Origin of the sequence: Sphingobacterium hotanense, assembly GCF_008274825.1 — a bacterium.
Classification (GTDB): domain Bacteria; phylum Bacteroidota; class Bacteroidia; order Sphingobacteriales; family Sphingobacteriaceae; genus Sphingobacterium; species Sphingobacterium hotanense.
Window position 1 is genome coordinate 3654863 of the sequence record NZ_CP030848.1, and the last position, 22446, is coordinate 3677308.

The 22446-nt window shown below is 41.4% G+C and carries 15 protein-coding genes; 5 read left to right on the forward strand and 10 right to left on the reverse strand.

Annotated elements, in window-relative coordinates:
• Nucleotides 1-3 precede the first annotated feature (3 nt).
• Together DSM08_RS15400 and DSM08_RS15405 are read right to left on the reverse strand one after the other, a co-directional pair.
• Nucleotides 4-1698 (reverse strand): amino acid permease, encoded by a 1695-nt coding sequence (locus DSM08_RS15400; RefSeq protein ID WP_149526981.1) that lies wholly within the window; start codon nt 1696-1698, stop codon nt 4-6.
• A 42-nt stretch (nt 1699-1740) separates the two neighbouring features.
• Nucleotides 1741-2424 carry an ACP phosphodiesterase gene (locus DSM08_RS15405; RefSeq protein ID WP_149526982.1) on the reverse strand — a complete coding sequence of 228 codons (684 nt, stop codon included), beginning with the start codon at nt 2422-2424 and terminating at the stop codon, nt 1741-1743.
• A gap of 92 nt (nt 2425-2516) precedes the next feature.
• Between DSM08_RS15405 and tyrS the strand changes: the two genes are divergently transcribed.
• Complete coding sequence (gene tyrS / locus DSM08_RS15410) at nt 2517-3800, forward strand: tyrosine--tRNA ligase (protein WP_149526983.1); 1284 nt, start codon at nt 2517-2519, stop codon at nt 3798-3800.
• A gap of 57 nt (nt 3801-3857) precedes the next feature.
• Here tyrS and DSM08_RS15415 read toward each other — a convergent pair whose 3' ends face one another.
• Nucleotides 3858-4568, reverse strand: coding sequence for a DUF4397 domain-containing protein (locus DSM08_RS15415; RefSeq protein WP_149526984.1), 711 nt, complete (start codon nt 4566-4568; stop codon nt 3858-3860).
• 142 nt (nt 4569-4710) lie between these two features.
• Here DSM08_RS15415 and DSM08_RS15420 point away from each other — a divergent pair, with 142 nt between their 5' ends.
• Both DSM08_RS15420 and DSM08_RS15425 read left to right on the forward strand, forming a co-directional pair.
• Complete coding sequence (locus DSM08_RS15420) at nt 4711-7323, forward strand: FtsK/SpoIIIE family DNA translocase (protein ID WP_149526985.1); 2613 nt, start codon at nt 4711-4713, stop codon at nt 7321-7323.
• Nucleotides 7324-7325: 2 nt separating this feature from the next.
• Nucleotides 7326-7967 (forward strand): LolA family protein, encoded by a 642-nt coding sequence (locus tag DSM08_RS15425; protein WP_149526986.1) that lies wholly within the window; start codon nt 7326-7328, stop codon nt 7965-7967.
• A 536-nt stretch (nt 7968-8503) separates the two neighbouring features.
• On the opposite strand, the gene uxuA is transcribed toward DSM08_RS15425, so the two are convergent.
• Both uxuA and DSM08_RS15435 read right to left on the reverse strand, forming a co-directional pair.
• Nucleotides 8504-9673 (reverse strand): mannonate dehydratase, encoded by a 1170-nt coding sequence (gene uxuA / locus DSM08_RS15430; protein WP_149526987.1) that lies wholly within the window; start codon nt 9671-9673, stop codon nt 8504-8506.
• Nucleotides 9674-9686: 13 nt separating this feature from the next.
• Nucleotides 9687-10508 (reverse strand): SDR family oxidoreductase, encoded by an 822-nt coding sequence (locus DSM08_RS15435; protein ID WP_149526988.1) that lies wholly within the window; start codon nt 10506-10508, stop codon nt 9687-9689.
• A 144-nt stretch (nt 10509-10652) separates the two neighbouring features.
• Between DSM08_RS15435 and DSM08_RS15440 the strand changes: the two genes are divergently transcribed.
• Together DSM08_RS15440 and DSM08_RS15445 are read left to right on the forward strand one after the other, a co-directional pair.
• The gene (locus DSM08_RS15440; RefSeq protein ID WP_149526989.1) at nt 10653-11642 is read left to right on the forward strand and encodes a sugar kinase; all 990 of its coding nucleotides are present in this window, start codon (nt 10653-10655) and stop codon (nt 11640-11642) included.
• Entirely contained in the window at nt 11629-12294 is a 666-nt protein-coding gene (locus tag DSM08_RS15445; protein WP_246172297.1) for a beta/alpha barrel domain-containing protein, read from the forward strand. Before DSM08_RS15440 ends, DSM08_RS15445 begins: the two co-directional genes overlap by 14 nt.
• Nucleotides 12295-12297: 3 nt before the next feature.
• On the opposite strand, the gene DSM08_RS15450 is transcribed toward DSM08_RS15445, so the two are convergent.
• The 5 genes from DSM08_RS15450 to rplJ form a co-directional block, all read right to left on the reverse strand.
• On the reverse strand, nt 12298-12954 hold the full coding sequence (locus DSM08_RS15450; RefSeq protein WP_149526990.1) for an MgtC/SapB family protein: 657 nt from the start codon (nt 12952-12954) through the stop codon (nt 12298-12300).
• Nucleotides 12955-13148: 194 nt separating this feature from the next.
• Nucleotides 13149-17426, reverse strand: a complete 4278-nt coding sequence (gene rpoC / locus DSM08_RS15455) for a DNA-directed RNA polymerase subunit beta' (protein ID WP_149526991.1) — start codon at nt 17424-17426, stop codon at nt 13149-13151.
• Between the two features lie 72 nt (nt 17427-17498).
• Nucleotides 17499-21293 (reverse strand): DNA-directed RNA polymerase subunit beta, encoded by a 3795-nt coding sequence (gene rpoB, locus DSM08_RS15460; protein WP_149526992.1) that lies wholly within the window; start codon nt 21291-21293, stop codon nt 17499-17501.
• 177 nt (nt 21294-21470) lie between these two features.
• Nucleotides 21471-21848: a 50S ribosomal protein L7/L12 gene (gene rplL, locus DSM08_RS15465; protein WP_099365876.1), complete on the reverse strand. Its 378-nt coding sequence runs from the start codon at nt 21846-21848 to the stop codon at nt 21471-21473.
• Nucleotides 21849-21927: 79 nt separating this feature from the next.
• The gene (gene rplJ / locus DSM08_RS15470; RefSeq protein ID WP_149526993.1) at nt 21928-22446 is read right to left on the reverse strand and encodes a 50S ribosomal protein L10; all 519 of its coding nucleotides are present in this window, start codon (nt 22444-22446) and stop codon (nt 21928-21930) included.

Below are 22446 nucleotides of genomic sequence, written 5' to 3' on the forward strand. Positions count from 1 at the left end.
AGATTAACTTTCCGTCGCTCTCTTGTTCAATTTCGAATGCTTATAACCATAAGCAAAATAAATAATCAAACCTATCAACAACCAAATCACAAAGATAATCCAGTTACTTGCGCCCAGTTCGGACATCAGGTAAAGATTGATCAAAACGCCGATAACAGGTAATAAGGAGAAATTATACTTAAAGCTCATCACGCTCATTACCGCCCATGTTAACCAAAAGATGATAACAAGGGACTTATGAATCAAAATCTTTGCCGACCCCATTTCTAACCAATGCGAAAGGTTTTCATCGCTGTATTTATAGGTTAAAATCAATGCGACAATCATCCCCAACCCTACTATATACTTCCCATTGATATAAGGCACTTTGAATTTCGACTTCTTTGAGATTCCCGAGTGGTCCATGTACAATACACCGGCACAAACCAGGATAAACGCAAAGAATGTACCCACACTAGTTAAGTCCACGAAGAAGTCCATCTTGAAAAATAATGCCGGGATAGCCACCACAAAACCTGTTACAATGGTCGCAAAGGAAGGCGTCTTGTATTTTGGGTGGATCGTAGAAAACTTCTTCCATAGCAAACCGTCTCTACTCATGGTCATCCAAATTCTTGGTTGAGCTAATTGGAAAACCAACAGCGCGGAAGTAATCGCAATAACCGAAGTTACAGAGATAATACCCGCCATATGATCGAATCCTACATAAGAAAACACATAAGCCAAAGGATCTTTAACATTTAGTTCTTTGTAATTCACCATCCCCGTCAACACCAAAGTAATCGCCACATAAAGCACCGCACAGATGACCAAACAATAGATCATTGCACGAGGAAGATCGCGTTGAGGATTCTTACACTCCTCCGCCGTTGTTGAGATGGAGTCAAAACCAATGAACGCAAAGAACACCGCCGCAACGCCGCTCATGACACCTGCCAAGCCATTCGGCGCAAAAGGTGTCCAGTTCTCCGGTTTAACGAAGAAGATACCACCAAAGATTACAGCAAGAATAATCCCCACTTTAATCAATACCATGATATTACTAGCGCGCTGCGACTCCTTGATTCCGATATAAACCAAAGCCGTCACTAATACCGTGATGAGGCCTGCCGGCATATCAAAAATGATAGGAATATCGAAGAATCGTGGAGCTGTTTCGTATGCCTGTAGGGCTACTTTTTCAATATTTTCCAACTGAGCCGCCCCTACTTCAAGGGATTTCGCATGCGCATCCAGGGCATAGCCCGGCGCCATCGTCATCCATTTGGGGAGATGCACCCCAAATCCTTCCAGCATAGAAACAAAATACTGCGACCAGGAAATGGCCACCACCATGTTAGAAACCGCATATTCGAGCACCAACGCCCACCCGATGATCCAAGCGAAAAGCTCGCCGAAAGCAACATAAGCATAGGTGTAAGCACTACCAGATACGGGAACTGTACTCGCAAATTGTGCATAAGACAATGCTGTAAAAACACATGCAAATGCAACGAATACAAAAAGAAGAGAGACCGCAGGGCCTCCGTTATAACTTGCTAAGCCGATAGTAGAGAAGATTCCAGCTCCTACTATCGCCGCAATGCCTAATGAAATTAAATCTCGAACGCCTAGTATTTTCGCTAGGCCTGAACCGCCATGTTCAGCATCGGAAAGAATCTGATCTACGCTTTTCTTGCGGAACAGTCTATTTGCCATATTTAGTAAATTATTGGAGTGAGAAAACAAAAGTCTAAAAAATTATGATAAATATGTCATATTATCCTGAATATATACATAGATATCTCTAAAGTTCTGAAGATGATCAGCCTCGTATTCCATTAGCACTTTGCTCAAATTCTGATGATATTCAGGTGTGGTTTGAAAATCCCAAATGCGCTTAGAAATATTGAAAAGCGGCTTGGAGATATGCTCTATATATTTGTAGTCGAAAATATAGCGTGATTCTATAAATCGATCGTAAAAATGATAAAAGCCCTCAATGTCGGTTACACCGATAGTCAATAGATAATTCTTCAGAACAGCTCTATTCACATGCTCTAAATGCTCATACAAGCGCCCTGCATTGACCAAGTTATGCTTGATCAACAAATGGTCAAGTAATAGCTCTATTGCTATATGCGCTAGGAAAGAAGCTCGGATTGGAAGGCCCTCCAGCACAGGCTCCAGCTTCTTGCGCAAAATATGACAATGCTCCAGAAAGAACTCACTACTATGGAAAAGCTTATCTACTTCAACATGCCGATACCAACCTTCGGATATCGCCATACTAAGCGGGTGTATAAAAAGCTCTTCTTCGAAACGCTGCGGATGGAATACATATGTTTTATCAACATTCTTCAGTAAATCTGGAAGCAAAGATCCCAGCACACGTTCCGATTGAGTGGCATATCGTTCGAAATAGAAATGAGAAAGAAAGTTCATCCTATCCTGGTCATTATCCTATAAATTATCCGTAAGATACAGTAATATCTCGTATCTTTGCAACTTAATTAAAAAATATTAAGGGCTAAACTATGAGCTTTGTAGAAGAATTACGTTGGAGAGGCATGCTCCAAGACATCATGCCAGGCACAGAGGAATTGTTGAATAAAGAAACAGTTTCTGGCTATATAGGATTCGATCCTACAGGAGATTCACTACACGTAGGCCATTTAACCCAAATCATGACCTTAATCCACTTCCAACATGCTGGACACAAACCAGTAGCGCTTGTTGGTGGTGCAACGGGTATGATTGGCGACCCTTCATTTAAATCAGCTGAAAGAAATCTTTTAGACGAAGCAACACTGAATCACAACGTAGCATGTTTGAAAAAACAGCTCGCGAAGTTCTTAAACTTTGGTGACGGTGAAACCGACGCAAAGATGGTAAACAACTACGACTGGTTTAAGGATTTCAAATTCTTAGATTTTATTCGTGATGTTGGTAAGCTGATTACCGTGAATTACATGATGTCCAAAGATTCTGTAAAGAAACGTTTGGAGGGTGACAATGGTCTATCTTTTACCGAATTTACCTATCAACTAATTCAAGGTTATGATTTCTATTATCTATGGAAACACCACAATTGTAAAATCCAAATGGGTGGTTCCGATCAATGGGGTAATATTGTAACAGGTAGCGAAATGATCCGTCGTCAGGATCAGGGAACTGCCTTTGCATTGACTACGCAATTGATCAAGAAAGCAGATGGTCAGAAGTTTGGTAAAACAGAATCGGGTGCTGTGTGGTTAGATGCTAAGAAAACATCGCCATACAAGTATTATCAATTCTGGTTGAACACATCTGATGATGATGCTAAAAACTGGATCAAGATCTTTACGTTACTTCCTAAGGAAGAAATCGATGCAATCATTACAGAGCACGATGCTGCTCCGCACCTACGTGTTGTTCAGAAAGCATTAGCAAAAGATATCACGATCAGAACGCACTCGGAGAAAGACTATGAAACTGCTGTGAAAACTTCAGAATTCTTATTCGGAAACGGATCATTAGAATTCCTAGCAGACCTAGATCATGAGGCTGTATTAGAAGTATTCGACGGAGTTCCTCAGTTCGATCTAGCGAAAGACAAATTAGCTGCAGGCATCAATGTATTAGATCTGTTAGCAGTAGATACGGCTGTATTCCCTTCAAAAGGAGAGGCTCGTAAAATGCTACAGGGCGGTGGAGTATCTTTGAACAGAGAAAAACTTAGCGATATCGAGCAAGTTGTCAATGAGTCAAACTTGATTAATAACAAGTATTTGGTTATACAACGTGGTAAGAAAAACTACTACTTGGTAACTGTTGCTTAGTCAACATAAAGCAAATAGAAAAGGGCCGATCGATGATCGACCCTTTCTTATATCTGTCTAATTATGCTCAATGACCTGGATTTCATAATCCGGCATCGATATTCCTTCCACATTGGAGACAATTCTTGGTATTAAAAACACCGTATAAACACCTCTATCTTTGGGTTTGAATTCGATTGACATTTGTGAGAATTCACTTTCATTTTCAAACTGAAATCTCACCTTTTCTGCGTTGAATTCATAGAAAGTAGTAACCTCCTGGGCAGAAAGCACCTTATCTCCTGCTGTTGCCGTCTGCCCCTCTTTCACTTTGAAGTCAATACGACGATTATTCGCGAAATTTGCTATTCTTATCTTTGCTTTCCCTGCTGATGGCGCGATCATATTATCTTCCACTACTTTCATCTGCACATTATCCTTCCCATAGAAAAACGCGGAATATACCTTTCCGGGATCAACCAGATGCTCACCACGGAATACCTCCACTTTTTTATCCTTATCATACAGGCTGATGCTTCTTCTGCCCGGAAAAACGCTCTTATGCTTCACAGCGCCCCCCATATCAAAATATTCATCGGAATTGATTACCCGATCGTCGATCTTCAAATCCAGCCCCAAGCTGCGATAGACTGCATTAAATCCTGCAATACCCGAAAATGACGGCGCATCCAGTGCAAGGTCTCCCACGCTATCTTTCTGACAACTGATCAGGAAGAATGCCGACAATAGAGCGATGGAAAATAGCTTTGCGTTTCTTAGAAAATTCATATCAACAAAAAAGAATTATTATTTATTCTATCTAACGAGTTTGGAAAGCTTATTGCTACAAGGATAGATAAATCAAATCAATCAACACAAACAATTCTGTCATTTTTTTTTAAGTTTGTAGAAGAAAAATAGCGTCATTTACATGGCTAAATTAAATACATTTAAAAACGGTAGTGGATCGACAGGGACAAAGAAGGCTAAGAATACTACTTTATCCTATCAAAAACGAAGCGCACGAAAATCATTTGACCAAATAAACTTCTCTGAGGGACAGCGTAAAGCGTTGAAAATCCTAGGATTATTTCTTTTGTTACTTGCTGGACTTTTCGCAGTCGCTTTTATATCCTATTTATTTACTTGGAAAGCAGACCAAAGCTACATCGCTGCCACCAATGGCGGTTGGAGCACACTCCTCAATACGGCAGATGAGCTCCACGATGAAAATACAGAAATACCTTTGGTCGAAAATAAACTTGGAAAGTTTGGTGCACTATTGGCAAACCAGTTTATCTATGAATGGTTTGGCGTAGCATCCTTCCTTTTTATCGTCGTGTTATTCGTTATCGGCTACAAATTCCTATACAAAAGATCTATCCTTCCCGTATGGAAGACCCTGTTGTACTCAGCGGTGGCTATTTTATTCTTATCGGTGACCTTCGGATTTATCCAAGACTTCATATACGATACTCCACATATCTTGGAAGGTAAATTTGGCTTCTGGACCAATCAAATCTTAAAATCGCAAGTTGGTGTTGTAGGAACAGCCGGCTTATTGATTTTCATCCTTTTAACCGCTTTGGTACTTATCTATAACTTGGACTTGAAATGGTCTTTCCAAAGCAATAAAGGCGAAATGGAAGAAGATGAGGAGGAGGACGAAGAATTTATCGAAGACAGCCTAGTTAGCCACAGCAATACGATCAATAAGCAAAAAACGAACGAAGTTGCGACCCATACGTATTCGCATCCCGTTGAAGAGCCAAACGCTCGAAATAATTTCACGGAGAAGGAAGAGATCGAAGAGCCGGAAGATTTGACCGTATCCCTCCCTCTTTCTGTCAACACGCCTAAACCGACGCCAGTTGCTCCAGTAGTAAATTCTGATGAGATTGAGTTCAGTATCGAAGAGCCGGAATTTGAGGAGCCAGAGGAAACCGTAGTTGGGCCTGACCTGACGGTAGCGAAAGTGGTGGAGGAAAAAGCAATCTCTGCCAATGATCTGGTTGAAAAATTCGGAGAATACGACCCTAAGCTTGATCTTTCGGGCTATAAATACCCGACTTTAGACCTATTAAAAGAATACGGCACTGGAAAGATCACCATCAACCAGCAAGAGCTAGAGGCGAACAAAAACAGAATTGTTGAAACGCTACGTAACTATAGCATCGAAATCGAACATATCAAAGCGACTATCGGTCCGACCGTAACGCTTTACGAAATCATCCCGAAACCGGGGGTTCGTATTTCGAAGATCAAGAATCTGGAAGACGATATCGCATTAAGCTTAGCAGCTTTAGGTATTCGTATCATTGCCCCAATGCCGGGTAAAGGTACGATTGGTATCGAAGTACCGAACAGTAGCCCGGAAATGGTATCCATGCGCTCTATTTTGGCGACAGAGAAGTTCCAAAAGACAGAGATGGATTTGCCTATCGCTTTAGGTAAAACAATCTCTAACGAGGTATATATAGCCGACTTAGCGAAAATGCCGCACTTACTCGTGGCTGGTGCGACCGGACAGGGTAAATCAGTCGGAATCAATGCCATCTTGACTTCCCTCCTATTCAAAAAGCACCCGGCAGAGCTAAAATTCGTATTGGTCGATCCGAAAAAAGTAGAGCTCTCGCTATTTAAGAAGATCGAAAGACACTTCTTAGCAAAATTGCCGAATGAGGACGAAGCAATTATAACCGACACTAAAAAAGTAATCAACACCCTCAATTCCCTATGTATCGAGATGGATCAGCGTTATGATCTATTGAAGAACGCCCAAGTAAGGAATTTGAAGGAATATAATGCAAAATTTATCAATCGTCGATTAAACCCTGAGGAGGGTCATCGATTCTTACCGTTTATAGTTCTTATTATTGATGAGTTTGCCGATTTGATGATGACGGCAGGGAAAGAAGTAGAAACTCCGATTGCTCGTTTGGCGCAGTTAGCCCGTGCGGTAGGTATTCACTTGGTTATTGCTACGCAAAGACCTTCAGTAAATATCATTACCGGTACGATCAAAGCTAACTTCCCGGCGCGACTAGCATTCCGCGTATTGTCTAAGGTCGATTCACGAACGATCCTCGACAGCGGTGGTGCAGACCAGTTAATTGGTCGCGGAGATATGCTACTTGCCACAGGATCTGACCTAATTCGTATTCAATGTGCATTTGTGGATACACCGGAGGTCGATGAGGTTTCTGAATTTATTGGCTCCCAACGCGGATACCCATCTGCCCATTACCTCCCGGAGTATGTAGATCCGAATGGCGATGGCGAAGGAATATCCGACTTCGACCCGGCTGACAGAGATCAGCTATTCGAAGAGGCTGCACGCCTGATCGTTATGCATCAACAAGGCTCAACATCTTTAATACAGCGCAAGTTAAAATTAGGTTATAACCGCGCTGGACGAATTATCGATCAACTGGAAGCTGCAGGTATCGTAGGTCCATTTGAAGGCAGTAAGGCACGCGAGGTGCTATACCCTGATGATTATTCGTTGGAACAGTATTTGGAAACGTTAAGAAAAGACAATTAAAGATGATTAGATTTTTGTATGTATTATTAGCATTCTTCTCGGTGAGCACAGCTTTTGCGCAAGACCGTTATGCTAAATCATTATTAGACGAGGTATCAAAAAAATACGATAGCTACAGAACAATCCAGTCCAATTTTACTTTTAAAGCCGTGCAGGCAAAAGGCGAAAACTATTCGGACAAGGGCGAAATGTTTATGAACAAACCTGCTCAGCAGTACAAAATTGTACTGCCGGAACAAGATTTGATTTCCGATGGTAAATCCGTATGGTCGGTCTTAAAAGAAGATAAGGAAGTGCAAGTATCGGAAGCCGATAACAGCAATGAATCTATCGGCCCCAACAATATCTTCACTTTCTATCGCACCGGCTTTAAATACATCAGCATGGACGATGAAAGCGTATCAGGCGCCGGTAAACTGAAAGTAATTGAGCTATCTCCTGAAGATACAAAACGCAACTACTTTAAGATCAAATTGCGCATCAACAAGAATAACCACATCCATGATGTGACAATCTTCGACAAATCAGGATCTCGTTATACCTATACCATCAATACGCTGTATGTTAACAATCCTATTCCTGCAAGCACCTTCCAATTCCAGAAAGCCAATTACGCCGGCTTCGAAGTGGTGGATTTGAGATAGGACGTTAGATATTAGACATAAGACATTAGATTTTAGAATTGGAGAAGCTGTCCCGAAAAGGACAGCTTCTTTTTTATTGCACTCTATTTGAGTACCGTAATTTCATGTTTAAGACTAGCTTGGCCTAAAGCCCTTTCAAACCCAATACAAACCCAATATAAAGCCCTATCATAACCCTTACCAATTGGGATTGATAGGGGTTTATATTGGGAGAGCATTTGGTTTGTATGGAGAGACACATTACTGAGCTCTGTTTTGAACCTTTGCTTTAAAAAGGAAAGGTTGTTTTGAACCAGGAAAGGAAGGATGCAACGATTGGCAGGATCATGTCGAAAGAAAAAAGAGGGGTTCGTTTCTGAACCAGGAAAAAAAGGATACAAGGATGAACAGGATCCCGCTAATCTTTTCATCCTTCCTTTCCTGGTTCAAGACAACACGTCTGATCCCAGCCATCCTTGCATCCTTCCTTTCCCAGCTCAAGACAACAAAAAAAGGCGCCTATCCGGCGCCATACTCTAATATCTAATGTCTATTATCTAAAATCTATTCGAACGGATAATCCCCAGCTCTAGACCGCGAAGTTCTGCCAGGCCTCTCAAGCGTCCGATGGCAGAATATCCAGGATTAGTCACTTTATTCAAATCGTCTAACATTTGGTGGCCATGATCTGGACGGAAAGGAATAGGTTGCTCTCTTTTTTGATTTTCTGCAACTAAGGCTTCCATCACCTTGAACATATCCACATCGCCATCCAAGTGGTCGGCTTCGTAGAAACTTCCGATCTCGTCGCGCTTCACGTTGCGTAGGTGCACAAAGTTGACACGATGTTTTACCTGATCAAATATTGCGGGAAGATCGTTCTTTGGCCCCGCTCCTAGCGAACCTGTACAGAAACAAATTCCGTTGAATTGTTTTTCTTGTTCGCTGATAATGTAGTTCAGATCTTCGGCGTTGCTTACAATACGCGGAAGTCCTAGAATCGGGTAAGGAGGATCGTCGGGGTGAATGGTCATCAAAATGCCGTTTTCCTCACAAACCTCAGCAATGCTATTTAAGAAGTAAAGCAAGTTTTTGCGCAAGCCATCAAAGCCAATTTCTTTGTAAACTGAAATACTGTTTTGCAAAGAATCCAGCGTAATATCGCTTTCGCCCGGAATACCCATCAATACCACACGCTCCAATTCGTTCAACGCATCCTGATCTAAGGTTCCAAACTTCTCTTCTGCCGCTTGTTGAACGTTTGCCGGATACTCAGCTTTCGCATCCTGACGCTTTAGGATATAAATATCAAAAATCGCCAAGTCGATCCAATCAAAATATAAGGCCTTGGAGCCATCCTTCATGGTTAAATCCAATTGCGTACGCGTCCAATCCAAAACAGGCATAAAATTATAGCATACCGTTTTGATGCCGCATGCTGCCAGATTTTTCAGCGACTCTTTATAGCGTTCTAAATATTCGTCGGCGTTTGCTGCTCCTGTCTTGATTGCCTCATGAACGGGCACACTTTCCACCACCGACCAAGTCAGTCCTGCTTCCTCAATAATGCGCTTGCGTTCCTGAATATCTTCCAACGGCCATACTTCGCCATGTGCTATATGATGTAGTGCGGAAACAATGCCCGTCGCACCAGCCTGTTTTACGTCTTGTAAGGACACCGAATCGTTCGGGCCATACCATCTCCATGTTTGTTCTAAAAATTGCATATACGCCTTTAAATTAAACGCCACACCATGTATTAAATCCTCCATCCACAAATACGGTCTCTCCAGACACAAATGCAGACGCATCGCTAAGCAGATACACCAAGGTTCCCTCAAGTTCGCTAGGATCGCCTAGACGCTGGTAAGGTGTTCCGTTGATGAATTTCTGCGCCCGTGGGCTATAGCTGCCATCAGGGTTGGTCAACAAAGTTCTATTTTGTTCGGTCAGGAATACGCCCGGTGCAATCGCATTCACGCGCACCTTATCGCCATAACGAAGCGCCAACTCGGTAGACATCCATTTGGTAAATCCATCGATACCATGTTTTGCTACCGTATAGCCTAGCACGCGTGTCAATGGGCGACTCGCAGCTAGTGAAGAGATGTTGATAATCGCTCCTGCACCTTTCTCAGCAATCACCTGACCTAGTATCATGGTCGGGATAATCGTGCCATATAGGTTCAACTCGATCGCTTTGATCGTGTCTTGAATCTTATTGTCAAATATATTTTGGTCATCGCCGATTGTCGCGCCTGGAATGTTACCACCAACTGCGTTGACAAGGCCATCAATGGTTCCGAAGGCTTCCACGATGCTATCCTTCGCCTCTTTTACAGACTGCTCGTCCATCACGTCAGCAACAACACCTAATGCTTCCGCACCTAATGCTTTTGCTTGTGCAACACGCTCATCGATTTTTTCTTGATTGCGACCAATGACGCAAACCTTAGCGCCGGCTTCTGCAACGGCATGGACAAAGGATTTACCCAAGATACCGGTACCACCAGTGATTACAATAACCTTATCTTTTAGGGAAAATTTGTCTAGAATACTCATAGTTTTTGGTTAGATTATATTTTCAATGATAAGCAATTTATCAATAAAATATAGGTATTTCATGGAGTATAATTACGTAATCGTTTGCGAAGATTATCCTTGAGAAGCCACTTAAAAGCATTATATTGCATTATTTAACAACCTATGCCACACGTTTTATCATTTGGAGAAATACTAATCAGACAGCAGAGTGTCGGAGATAGTTTCTTTGGAAGTCAAGAGAATTTATTACGGATTTATCCCGGAGGATCAGAAGCCAATGTCGCTTGTTCGCTTGGACAAATGGGAACCCCGGTACAATATGCCAGCGCTTTTCCGAACAATAAGCTAAGTGAAGAGATATTGGCAGTTTTGAACGGTCATCAGGTCGACACGTCTAAATGTCTTCAAATTGGCGACCGTATTGGTTCCTATTTTCTGCTTTCGGCAAATGGATTGACGAAGGGAGAAGTAATTTACGACCGTAAATACTCTAGTTTTTCGCAATTAAGTCCGGAAGACCTAAACTTCGATGTGCTGTTTGAAGATGTAGATTGGTTGCATTGGACGGCATTGACTCCTGCGTTGAACCAGGAGATGGCCAACGTAATGTTAAAAGTATTGCAAGCGGCAAGCAAACGTAACATCTATATTTCTGTCGATCTAAACTACCGCAATAGACTTTGGCAGTATGGTAAAAATCCCTTGGAGATTATGCCAGACCTGTTGGCTTATTGCCATGTCATCATGGGAAATATTTGGGCTGCGCATACCATGATTGGAATCGCCGTTCCCGAGGGGTTAGATAGGAATACAGAGAAGGAGGTTTTGGTCGAAGCAGCAACGGTATCCGCAGCTGCCTTGTTTGAAAAATATCCGAGATTAGAACATATCGCCAATACTTTTCGATTTATGGATAATCCCACGCATAATCTATTTTTCGGAACTTATCATTCCAGAACCGAGAATGCAGTTTCGCATACATATGAAACCAATGAGATTGTCGATCGTATCGGCAGTGGCGATGCCTTTATGGCGGGGTTGATTCATGCCTTACGAAAAACCCAACAGGCACAGGAAATAATAGATATCGCAACGGGCGCAGGATATGAGAAGCTGTTCGTAGAGGGCGATTTTGGAAATGGAAAATACTAACAAGATGCAGATCGATCAAATTATAGAGAAAATTAAGGCTTATCCCGTGATCCCGGTATTTTATCACGATGATGTGGAAGTATGTAAACAGGTACTCAAAGCTTGTTATGATGGCGGTATTCGCGTATTCGAATTTGTTAACCGAGGGAAGAACGCTGAGGCTAATTTTAAAGCTTTGGTAGACTACAAGAAAGAAGCGATGCCGGAATTGACATTGGGCATTGGCACTATTCTAGACCGTGCGGCTGCAGAAAGCTTTCTAGCGCTAGGTACCGAGTTCTTAGTGAGTCCTATCTTCGTTGCTGAACTTGCGAAAACGGCCAAGGCAAACAATTGCTTATGGATTCCCGGCTGTATGACACCTACAGAAATTGCAAATGCTATGTTCGCAGGTTGTGGATTTGTAAAGCTATTTCCAGGAGAAACGCTCGGAACAGGATTCTTAAAAGGAATTAAGCCGCTATTCCCGAACATGAAGTTTATGCCGACCGGTGGTGTGGATGTGGAAGAGAATAACATCAAAAACTGGTTCGCTGCTGGTGTGACGTCCGTAGGCATGGGCTCCAAATTGTTTAAACAACAGGATGGACAATATAATCTAGAAGAAATCAGTGCTAACTGTAGAAAGGTTTTAGGCTGGGCAACAGCCTAAAACTTATAAAGATACTTCGGAAATAGAATGGTGAGCCATGATTTTGTTTTCGAAGTCTCTAATATTGCCCTTATCGAGCAAGACCTCCAAAACCAATACCAATCCTTCCTTATTCAACGTCTGCGTCTTGATCTTCACTTGTTTGGTCAACGGACGAATATCGTTGATAAAGCTATCTTTCTCGGAGAGTTTATGGGTATCAAACCTAACGGTCACAACCTTCACTAAATTCCGTAATACGTATCGATTTAAGATCGGGCCGGAGATAATAATCAAAAAACAGGCTCCTAAAAACAGGATCGCCGTGATGAACATACCGAATCCTATAGCCATCCCCACAGCGGCCGACATCCAGATAATACTTGCCGTAGTCAATCCATTCACATTGACGCCATCTTTGAAGATGACACCTGCACCTAAGAAACCAATACCGGATACGACGTAAGAAGCAATCCGAGTCGCATCTTCAGACTCCCCAGCTCCGAGTTTCATCGATAAGATCGAAAACAAGGTACTTCCCAAACAAATAATCGAGATGGTTTTGAATCCTGCGGATTTATCTTTCCATTCTCGCTCAAAGCCCAATAGGAAGCCGGCCCCTAGCGATAAAAATGCTTTGAACAAATCATTCCAGTCAAAAATAAATTGATCTGTTATCATTTCAATATTCATATTTAGTCTTACCCTTCAATTTAAACCCAAATCTACTTAACATTAAATAAATATTAACTACATATTGTTCTATATAATCTCGATTTGGTGGTGATTTTTTTATAAAAGAAAATGGTCTGGACTCCAAAAGGAATCCAGACCATTATTTCTTGCCATGCCTTAGGCATGTCTATCGTTAATTACTAGTCTTCTTCTTTCGAAGCTAATAATTGATCGTACTCTTCGCGAGAACCTACGATGATGTTGCTGTACTGACGTAAACCGGTACCTGAAGGAATCAAGTGACCAACAATTACGTTTTCTTTCAAGCCTAACAAGTTATCGCGTTTACCTGCGATCGCTGCCTCATTCAATACTTTCGTAGTTTCCTGGAAGGAAGCTGCGGAGATGAATGATTTAGTACCTAGGGACGCTCTAGTGATACCTTGTAATAAAGGACTTGATGTTGCAGGGATAGCATCACGTACTTCCACTAACTTCATATCCTGACGTCTTAGGCTAGAGTTCTCCTCACGTAATTTACGTAAAGTAACAATCTGACCTGGACGTAGAGTTTTAGAATCACCCGCTTCAACAACAACTTTTTTGTCGTATAATGAATCGTTTTCTTCCATGAAGTCCCATTTGTTTACTGCTTCTTTTTCTAAGAAACGTGTATCTCCTGGATCCTCGATATTCACTTTCTGCATCATTTGGTGAACGATAGTTTCAAAGTGTTTATCGTTGATTTTTACCCCTTGCAGGCGGTAAACCTCTTGGATACCATTTACGATATATTCTTGTACTGCCGCAGGACCTTTGATCGATAAGATGTCTGAAGGAGAAATCTGACCGTCAGATAATGGCATACCTGCTTTAATAAAGTCGTTATCTTGAACTAAGATGTGCTTAGAAAGTGGTACTAAGTATTTCTTAACTTGACCGTCACGAGACTCGATAGAGATCTCACGGTTACCACGTTTAACACCACCTAAAGAAACAACACCATCAATTTCAGTTACAACAGCTGGATTTGAAGGATTACGAGCCTCGAACAACTCAGTTACACGAGGAAGACCACCCGTAATATCTCGGGTCTTACCTGTAGAACGAGGGATCTTAACTAATACCGCACCTTCTTTAACTTTCTGTCCATCAGAAACTGATACGTGAGCTCCTACCGGAATATTGTATGAACGAATGATTTCGCCTTTGTTATCCAATACCTTGATAGTAGGGTTTTTCGTTTTATCACGAGTTTCGATAATTACTTTTTCTTTGTGACCTGTTTGTTCATCAGACTCTTCACGGAAAGTTACACCTTCGATGATTGCATCGAATTCTACCTTACCCGCAAACTCAGAAATAATTACCGCGTTATATGGATCCCAGTCAACTAGTTTAGTGCCTTTCTCTACGTTCTCACCTTCTTTAACGAATAAGTTCGAACCGTAAGGGATGATTTGTTGGTAAAGTACTTTGTTATCAGCATTTACAACTTTAATCTCACCTGAACGACCTAATACGACTTGGTATGGACCATCTTCACCTTCTTTTTCTACTGTACGAACGTTTTCAAATTCGATACGTCCGTCGTATTTAGCGATGATAGTAGACTCAGCAGCAATGTTCGAAGCCGTACCACCGACGTGGAACGTACGAAGTGTCAACTGCGTACCTGGCTCACCGATGGACTGTGCAGCAATTACACCAACAGCCTCACCTAATTGAACACGCTTACCTGATGCTAAGTTACGACCGTAACAACAAGCACATACTCCACGCTTAGACTCACATGTCAATACCGAACGAATTTCTACGCCTTCGATACCTGCATTCTCAATTGCTTCCGCAACTTCCTCTGTGATATCTTCATTTGCAGCAACAATAACTTCGTTAGTAACAGGATCAATAACATCGTTCAACGGCGTACGACCTAAGATACGGTCATATAATGGCTCAACGATATCGTCGTTATCTTTAAGTGCTGTAGTGTAGATACCACGTAAACCGTTACAATCTTGTTCTACAACAATCATATCTTGTGCTACGTCATGTAAACGACGAGTTAAGTAACCCGCATCCGCCGTTTTCAATGCCGTATCCGCAAGACCTTTACGCGCACCGTGGGTAGAGATAAAGTACTCTAATACCGATAATCCTTCTTTAAAGTTAGATAAGATTGGGTTTTCGATAATCTCACCACCTGAAGTACCAGACTTCTGAGGCTTCGCCATCAAACCACGCATACCACATAACTGACGGATCTGCTCCTTAGAACCACGAGCTCCTGAATCCAACATCATGTAAACAGAGTTGAAACCTTGGTTGTCGTTCGAAAGGATATCCATTACGTGTGCTGTCAAACGGTTGTTGATACGAGTCCAGATATCGATAATCTGGTTGTAACGCTCGTTGTTTGTAATGAAACCCATGTTATAGTTGTTCATTACTTCCTCAACTTCGTTCGTAGCTTGAGTAATAAGGTCTGCTTTAGCAGCAGGAATATTTAAGTCTTGCAAGTTGAATGACAAACCACCTTTGAAAGCCGTTTGGAATCCTAACTCTTTCATATCATCTAAGAACTTCGCTGCACGAGCCATACCTGTGCTCTTCACGATTTCTCCAATGACATTACGCAATGACTTCTTAGTCAACAATTCATTGATGTAACCTACTTCTTCTGGTACAATCTGGTTAAAGATTACACGCCCAACAGTAGTATCGATGATTGCTTCTTTGATTTCACCTTCTTTTGTTCTGATGTTAGTCTTAACCTTGATGAACGAGTGAAGATCAACTTTCTTCTCATTTAAAGCGATGATAACCTCTTCAGCTGAGTAGAATGTACTTCCTTCACCGTGCATTTTACGGCTGTCATCAGATTTACGGCCTTTAGTAATATAGTAAAGACCCAATACCATGTCTTGAGATGGTACTGTAACTGGTGATCCGTTTGCAGGGTTAAGAATGTTGTGTGCTGCCAACATTAAGATTTGGGCTTCCAAGATTGCAGCATTACCTAAAGGTAAGTGAACCGCCATCTGGTCACCGTCGAAATCGGCGTTGAACGCTGTACACACTAATGGGTGTAATTGGATCGCTTTACCTTCTACTAATGTAGGTTGGAAAGCCTGAATACCCAAACGGTGAAGCGTAGGAGCACGGTTTAGTAATACAGGGTGGCCTTTCAATACATTCTCAAGGATATCCCATACTACAGGATCTTTACGATCAACGATTTTCTTAGCAGATTTTACTGTCTTAACAATACCTCTTTCAATCATCTTACGGATGATGAACGGTTTGTATAACTCAGCCGCCATGTCTTTCGGAAGACCACACTCGTGTAATTTCAAGTGAGGACCAACGACGATTACCGAACGAGCAGAGTAGTCAACACGTTTACCTAATAAGTTCTGACGGAAACGACCTTGCTTACCTTTCAAAATATCTGAAAGTGATTTCAACGCACGGTTACCTTCAGTTTTCACTGCATTTACCTTACGTGAGTTATCAAACAAAGAGTCAACAGCCTCTTGAAGCATACGTTTTTCGTTACGTAAGATAACTTCAGGAGCTTTGATTTCGATCAAACGCTTCAAACGGTTGTTACGGATGATAACACGGCGGTATAAGTCGTTCAAATCGGAAGTCGCGAAACGACCACCATCCAAAGGAACTAAAGGACGTAACTCTGGTGGAATAATAGGAACGATTTTCACGATCATCCATTCCGGACGGTTCTCGATGTGATCATTAGCACCACGGAAAGCTTCTACAACGTGTAAGCGTTTTAACGCTTCGTTTTTACGTTGTTGCGAAGTCTCATTAGCTGCCTGATGACGTAAATCGTATGATAACTGATCTAGGTCTAGACGTTTTAATAAATCTTCTAGAGCCTCAGCACCCATCTTAGCAACGAATTTCTGAGGATCAGTATCATCTAGGTATTGGTTTTCTTTTGGAAGCGTATCAAGAATATCTAAGTATTCTTCTTCTGTTAAGAAATCCATGTAAGAGATACCATCATCTTCTTTGATACCTGGTTGGATAACCACATATCTTTCGTAGTAGATGATCATATCTAATTTCTTCGTAGGAAGACCTAATAAGTAACCAATTTTGTTAGGTAATGAACGGAAATACCAAATATGAGCAACAGGAACCACCAAGTTGATGTGTCCCATACGCTCACGACGTACTTTCTTTTCCGTTACTTCAACACCACAACGGTCACAAACAATACCTTTATAACGGATACGTTTGTATTTACCACAGTGACATTCGTAGTCTTTTACTGGACCGAAAATACGCTCGCAGAATAGACCATCACGTTCCGGTTTATACGTACGGTAGTTGATAGTTTCTGGTTTAGTAACCTCACCACTTGAGCGCTCCAAAATAGTCTCTGGAGAAGCTAAGCTGATCGTAATCGATGTAAAGTTACTTTTGATTTTATTATCTTTTTTGTAAGACATACTTCGTAAAAAGTTATAGCTGTATGTAAAAGCTTAAGAGGAACGAGTCCTCTTAAGCTCTGTATTGCTTGATTAATCCAATGTGATATCTAAACCTAAGCCGCGTAACTCATGTACCAATACGTTGAACGATTCTGGTACGGATGGAGTTGGTAAGTTATTACCTTTAACGATCGCTTCGTAAGTTTTAGCACGTCCGACAACGTCATCCGATTTCACGGTCAAGATCTCTTGTAGGATGTTGGAAGCACCGAATGCCTCTAACGCCCAAACCTCCATCTCACCAAAACGCTGACCACCGAACTGTGCCTTACCACCTAATGGCTGTTGAGTAATCAACGAGTAAGGACCGATAGAACGTGCGTGCATTTTATCATCAACCATGTGACCTAATTTCAACATATAGATCACACCTACAGTAGTAGGTTGGTCGAAACGCTCACCTGTCAAACCATTGTATAGGTAAGTACGTCCAGACTTAGGCAATGCTGCTTTTTCTACCCATTCTTCCACTTGATCCATCTCTGCACCGTCGAAGATTGGAGTAGCAAATTTCACACCTAATTTCTGACCTGCCCATCCTAAAACAGTTTCATAGATCTGTCCAAGGTTCATACGCGAAGGTACACCAAGTGGGTTTAACACGATATCAACAGGAGTTCCATCTTCTAAGAATGGCATATCTTCATCACGTACGATACGTGCCACGATACCTTTGTTACCGTGACGACCCGCCATCTTGTCACCAACTTTCAATTTACGTTTCTTCGCCACGTAAACTTTAGCCATTTGAACAATTCCTGATGGAAGCTCATCACCCACAGAGATAGCAAATTTCTCACGTTTGAATGCACCTAACTCCTCATTAACTTTAATGCTGTAGTTATGTAATGCATACTTGATCAATTCGTTCTTATCTTCGTCAGTCGTCCATCCAGTTGGATTTACGTTGTTATAGTCGATATCTGTAAGAATCTTCTGCGTGAATTTTGCACCCTTAGCTACGAATAACTCTTTGTAGATATTGTAAACACCTTGACTAGTCTTTCCGTTAACGATGTTGAACAATTTGTCAACTAAGCGCTCTTTAAGACCTCTAAGGTTCTTCTCATGTGCTGTTTCCAATTTCTCTAAAGCTTTACGCTCAACTTCTTTGGACATTTTCTTCGCACGAGAGAATAATTTTGTATCAATAACTACACCTTTGATTGAAGGAGGAGTTTTTAAAGACGCATCTTTAACATCACCTGCTTTATCACCGAAGATAGCACGTAATAACTTCTCTTCTGGTGAAGGATCAGACTCTCCTTTTGGAGTAATCTTACCGATCAAGATATCACCTTCGCCAACCTCAGCACCGATACGGATAATACCGTTTTCGTCAAGGTCTTTAGTCGCTTCCTCAGAAACGTTAGGGATATCTGCAGTTAATTCCTCTTCACCACGTTTTGTATCACGAACCTCTAACTCGAATTCCTCAATATGTAATGAGGTAAACAAGTCTTGTGATACAACACGCTCAGAAATTACGATCGCATCCTCAAAGTTGTATCCTTGCCAAGGCATGAATGCTACTTTTAAGTTACGGCCTAATGCTAATTCTCCATCTTCAGTTGCATAACCCTCACACAATACTTCACCTTTTTGTACTTTTTGACCTTTTCTTACGATAGGCTTCAAGTTGATACAAGTATTCTGGTTGGTCTTTTTGAACTTCGTTAATTTGTACACTTTAATGTCGTCGTCAAATGAAACTAAACGCTCATTCTCGTTACGGTCGTAGCGGATGTGGATTTCTTGTGCATCTACATACTCTACAGTACCCGAACCTTCGGCATTAATTAATGTACGCGAGTCGCTGGCAACACGTGCTTCCAAACCAGTACCTACAACAGGTGCTTGCGGACGCAACAATGGCACAGCTTGACGTTGCATGTTCGATCCCATCAACGCACGGTTGGCATCATCATGCTCCAAGAAAGGAATCAATGAAGCCGCAATTGATGTAATCTGGTTAGGAGCAACGTCCATATAGTCTAATTTCTCAGGCTCGATAATCGGGAAGTCACCCTCGTATCTAGCTTTAACCTTAGGATCTAAGAAATTACCTTTATCATCATAAAGCGCATTCGCTTGTGCGATCGTTTTACCGTCTTCGTCCTCTGCCGACAAGTAAACAACCGGTTGGTCAACGACTACTTTACCATCTTTAACTTGACGATAAGGTGTTTCGATGAAACCTAAGTTGTTGATCTTCGCGTGAACAGATAATGAAGAAATCAAACCGATGTTTGGTCCCTCAGGAGTTTCGATAGTACACAAACGACCGTAATGCGTGTAGTGAACGTCACGAACCTCGAAACCAGCACGCTCACGAGAAAGACCACCAGGACCTAAAGCTGAAAGACGACGCTTGTGCGTAATCTCCGCCAATGGGTTTGTCTGGTCCATAAACTGTGACAACTGGTTTGTTCCGAAGAACGAGTTGATAACAGATGATAATGTACGAGCATTGATCAAATCTGTTGGAGTGAACACCTCGTTATCACGAATGTTCATGCGCTCGCGGATAGTACGTGCCATACGAGCCAAACCAACACCAAACTGAGCGTACAATTGTTCACCAACAGTACGAACACGACGGTTTGACAAGTGGTCGATATCATCCACCTCTGCTTTAGAGTTGATTAAATTGATCAAGTACTTCACGATAGCGATAATATCTTCGCGCGTTAAAACTTTCGTATCTGAATCAGTACCAAGTTTCAATTTACGGTTGATACGGTATCTACCCACATCACCTAAATCATAACGCTTGTCTGAGAAGAATAAACGATCGATGATACCACGTGCAGTTTCCTCATCAGGTGGTTCAGCGTTACGTAATTGACGATAGATGTGCTCCACCGCTTCTTTCTCAGAGTTAGAAGTATCCTTTTGTAAAGTATTGTATATAATTGAATAGTCCGCATTGTTAGACTCATCTTCTTTAGCAAGGATAATAGATTTAACACCTGCTTCAATGATTAAGTCAATGTGGTCTTCTTCTAAAACTGTTTCACGTTCAAAGATGATCTCGTTACGATCGATAGATACTACTTCACCAGTATCCTCATCTACGAAATCCTCTGTCCATTTATTTAATACCCTAGCCGCTAAACGACGACCAACGTATTTTTTCAAGCCCGACTTGCTAACTTTAACTTCGTCAGAAAGGTCGAACAATTCTAAGATATCTTTATCTGAATCAAATCCGATAGCACGTAATAACGTAGTAACCGGGAATTTTTTCTTACGGTCGATATAAGCATACATCACGTTATTTACGTCTGTTGCAAACTCGATCCAAGATCCTTTAAAAGGAATAACCCTAGCAGAATAAAGTTTAGTACCGTTTGTATGTCTACTTTGACCGAAGAACACACCAGGTGAACGGTGTAGCTGAGAAACGATTACACGCTCTGCTCCATTGATCACGAAAGTACCTTTTGGAGTCATGTATGGAATTGTTCCTAAGTACACGTCTTGTACTATGGTTTCGAAATCTTCGTGTTCCTCATCATTACAAGACAACTTCAATTTAGCCTTCAAAGGTACGCTATAAGTCAAACCACGCTCTATACACTCTTGGATATCGTAACGCGGCGGATCAATGAAATAATCCAAAAACTCTAGCACAAAGATGTTTCTTGAATCAGAAATAGGGAAGTTTTCGGCGAAAACCTGATAAAGCCCCTCCTGATGGCGGTTGTCAGAAGTAGTTTCTAGTTGAAAAAACTCCTTGAAAGACTCCAATTGCACATCCAAGAAATCTGGGTAATCAATTACCTTCTTACTTGTCGCAAAATTTACTCTTTCTTTTTGCATATTATTGTTTGCCAAGGGAATAAGAATTTAGTTTAAAAAAACTGAGCTAACGTCTGTTGATTTCTTCTTCCGATCACACCTCAACAGGCGTGTGATCCGTGGTATTTGTTATAAACAGGAATAGACTCTGATAGATTATACCTATCAGAGTCTAAGTTTTTGGTGCGTTATGCGAGATTATTTAATCTCAACAACAGCTCCAGCTTCTTCTAATTGTTTTTTCAAAGCTTCAGCTTCGTCTTTAGAAACACCAGCTTTTAATTCTTTAGGTGCTCCGTCAACTAAATCTTTAGCTTCTTTCAAACCTAAACCAGCTAAGTCTTTAACTAATTTAACTACTGCTAATTTCTGACCACCAGCTTCTTTCAAGATTACGTCGAAAGAAGTTTTTTCTTCAGCAGCAGCAGCGCCGTCACCAGCAGGTGCAGCAGCAACAGCTACAGCAGCAGCAGCAGGCTCGATACCGTACTCATCTTTTAAGATGTCAGCTAATTCTTTAACTTCTTTTACTGTTAAGTTCACTAACTGTTCAGCAAGTTGTTTTAAATCTGCCATTTTATTTTGAATTTTTGAATGTTCTTTAAAAAATATTGTTAATTAAATTGTAACGAACGATAATTTAGTCGAGGGTTCGTTAGCCTCTTTCTTCTAATGCTTTTACTAAGCCTGAAATTGTATTTCCACCCGATTGAAGAGCAGAGATAACATTCTTCGCAGGAGATTGTAATAAAGCGATAACGTCTGCGATAAGTTCTTCTTTAGATTTAAGAGTTACTAATGCTTCAAGTTGGTTGTCACCTACGAATGCAGTTTCTTGAATGTAAGCTGCTTTCAATACAGGTTTGTCACCTTCTTTACGTAATTGCTTAATTAATTTCGCTGGAGCATTTCCGGTCTCTGAGAACATCATCGTAGATGCACCCTTTAACACGCCGAAAAGTTCTTCTGAATCAACACCTGCTTCTAATAAAGCTTTCTTAATCAAAGTGTTCTTAACCACTTGGATCTCGATGCCTTGCTCGAAACATTTGCGACGAATGTTGTTCACTTTTTCAACAGTTAAATCAGCAGTATCAGTAATGTAGAAATTACCGTAGGATTTAATCTGCTCTGCTAAAGCTTGAACAATGTCTTGTTTTAGTTCTTTTCTCAT

Bases quoted from the DNA above. Each gene is read 5' to 3' on its own strand.
- DSM08_RS15415 (WP_149526984.1), bottom strand. From the start codon at position 4,568: ATGAATTTTCTAAGAAACGCAAAGCTATTTTCCATCGCTCTATTGTCG.
- uxuA (WP_149526987.1), bottom strand. From the start codon at position 9,673: ATGCAATTTTTAGAACAAACATGGAGATGGTATGGCCCGAACGATTCG.
- DSM08_RS15425 (WP_149526986.1), top strand. From the start codon at position 7,326: ATGATTAGATTTTTGTATGTATTATTAGCATTCTTCTCGGTGAGCACA.
- DSM08_RS15420 (WP_149526985.1), top strand. From the start codon at position 4,711: ATGGCTAAATTAAATACATTTAAAAACGGTAGTGGATCGACAGGGACA.
- tyrS (WP_149526983.1), top strand. From the start codon at position 2,517: ATGAGCTTTGTAGAAGAATTACGTTGGAGAGGCATGCTCCAAGACATC.
- DSM08_RS15440 (WP_149526989.1), top strand. From the start codon at position 10,653: ATGCCACACGTTTTATCATTTGGAGAAATACTAATCAGACAGCAGAGT.
- rplJ (WP_149526993.1), bottom strand. From the start codon at position 22,446: ATGAGAAAAGAACTAAAACAAGACATTGTTCAAGCTTTAGCAGAGCAG.
- DSM08_RS15445 (WP_246172297.1), top strand. From the start codon at position 11,629: ATGGAAAATACTAACAAGATGCAGATCGATCAAATTATAGAGAAAATT.
- DSM08_RS15435 (WP_149526988.1), bottom strand. From the start codon at position 10,508: ATGAGTATTCTAGACAAATTTTCCCTAAAAGATAAGGTTATTGTAATC.
- rplL (WP_099365876.1), bottom strand. From the start codon at position 21,848: ATGGCAGATTTAAAACAACTTGCTGAACAGTTAGTGAACTTAACAGTA.
- DSM08_RS15450 (WP_149526990.1), bottom strand. From the start codon at position 12,954: ATGATAACAGATCAATTTATTTTTGACTGGAATGATTTGTTCAAAGCA.
- DSM08_RS15405 (WP_149526982.1), bottom strand. From the start codon at position 2,424: ATGAACTTTCTTTCTCATTTCTATTTCGAACGATATGCCACTCAATCG.
- DSM08_RS15400 (WP_149526981.1), bottom strand. From the start codon at position 1,698: ATGGCAAATAGACTGTTCCGCAAGAAAAGCGTAGATCAGATTCTTTCC.
- rpoC (WP_149526991.1), bottom strand. From the start codon at position 17,426: ATGTCTTACAAAAAAGATAATAAAATCAAAAGTAACTTTACATCGATT.
- rpoB (WP_149526992.1), bottom strand. From the start codon at position 21,293: ATGCAAAAAGAAAGAGTAAATTTTGCGACAAGTAAGAAGGTAATTGAT.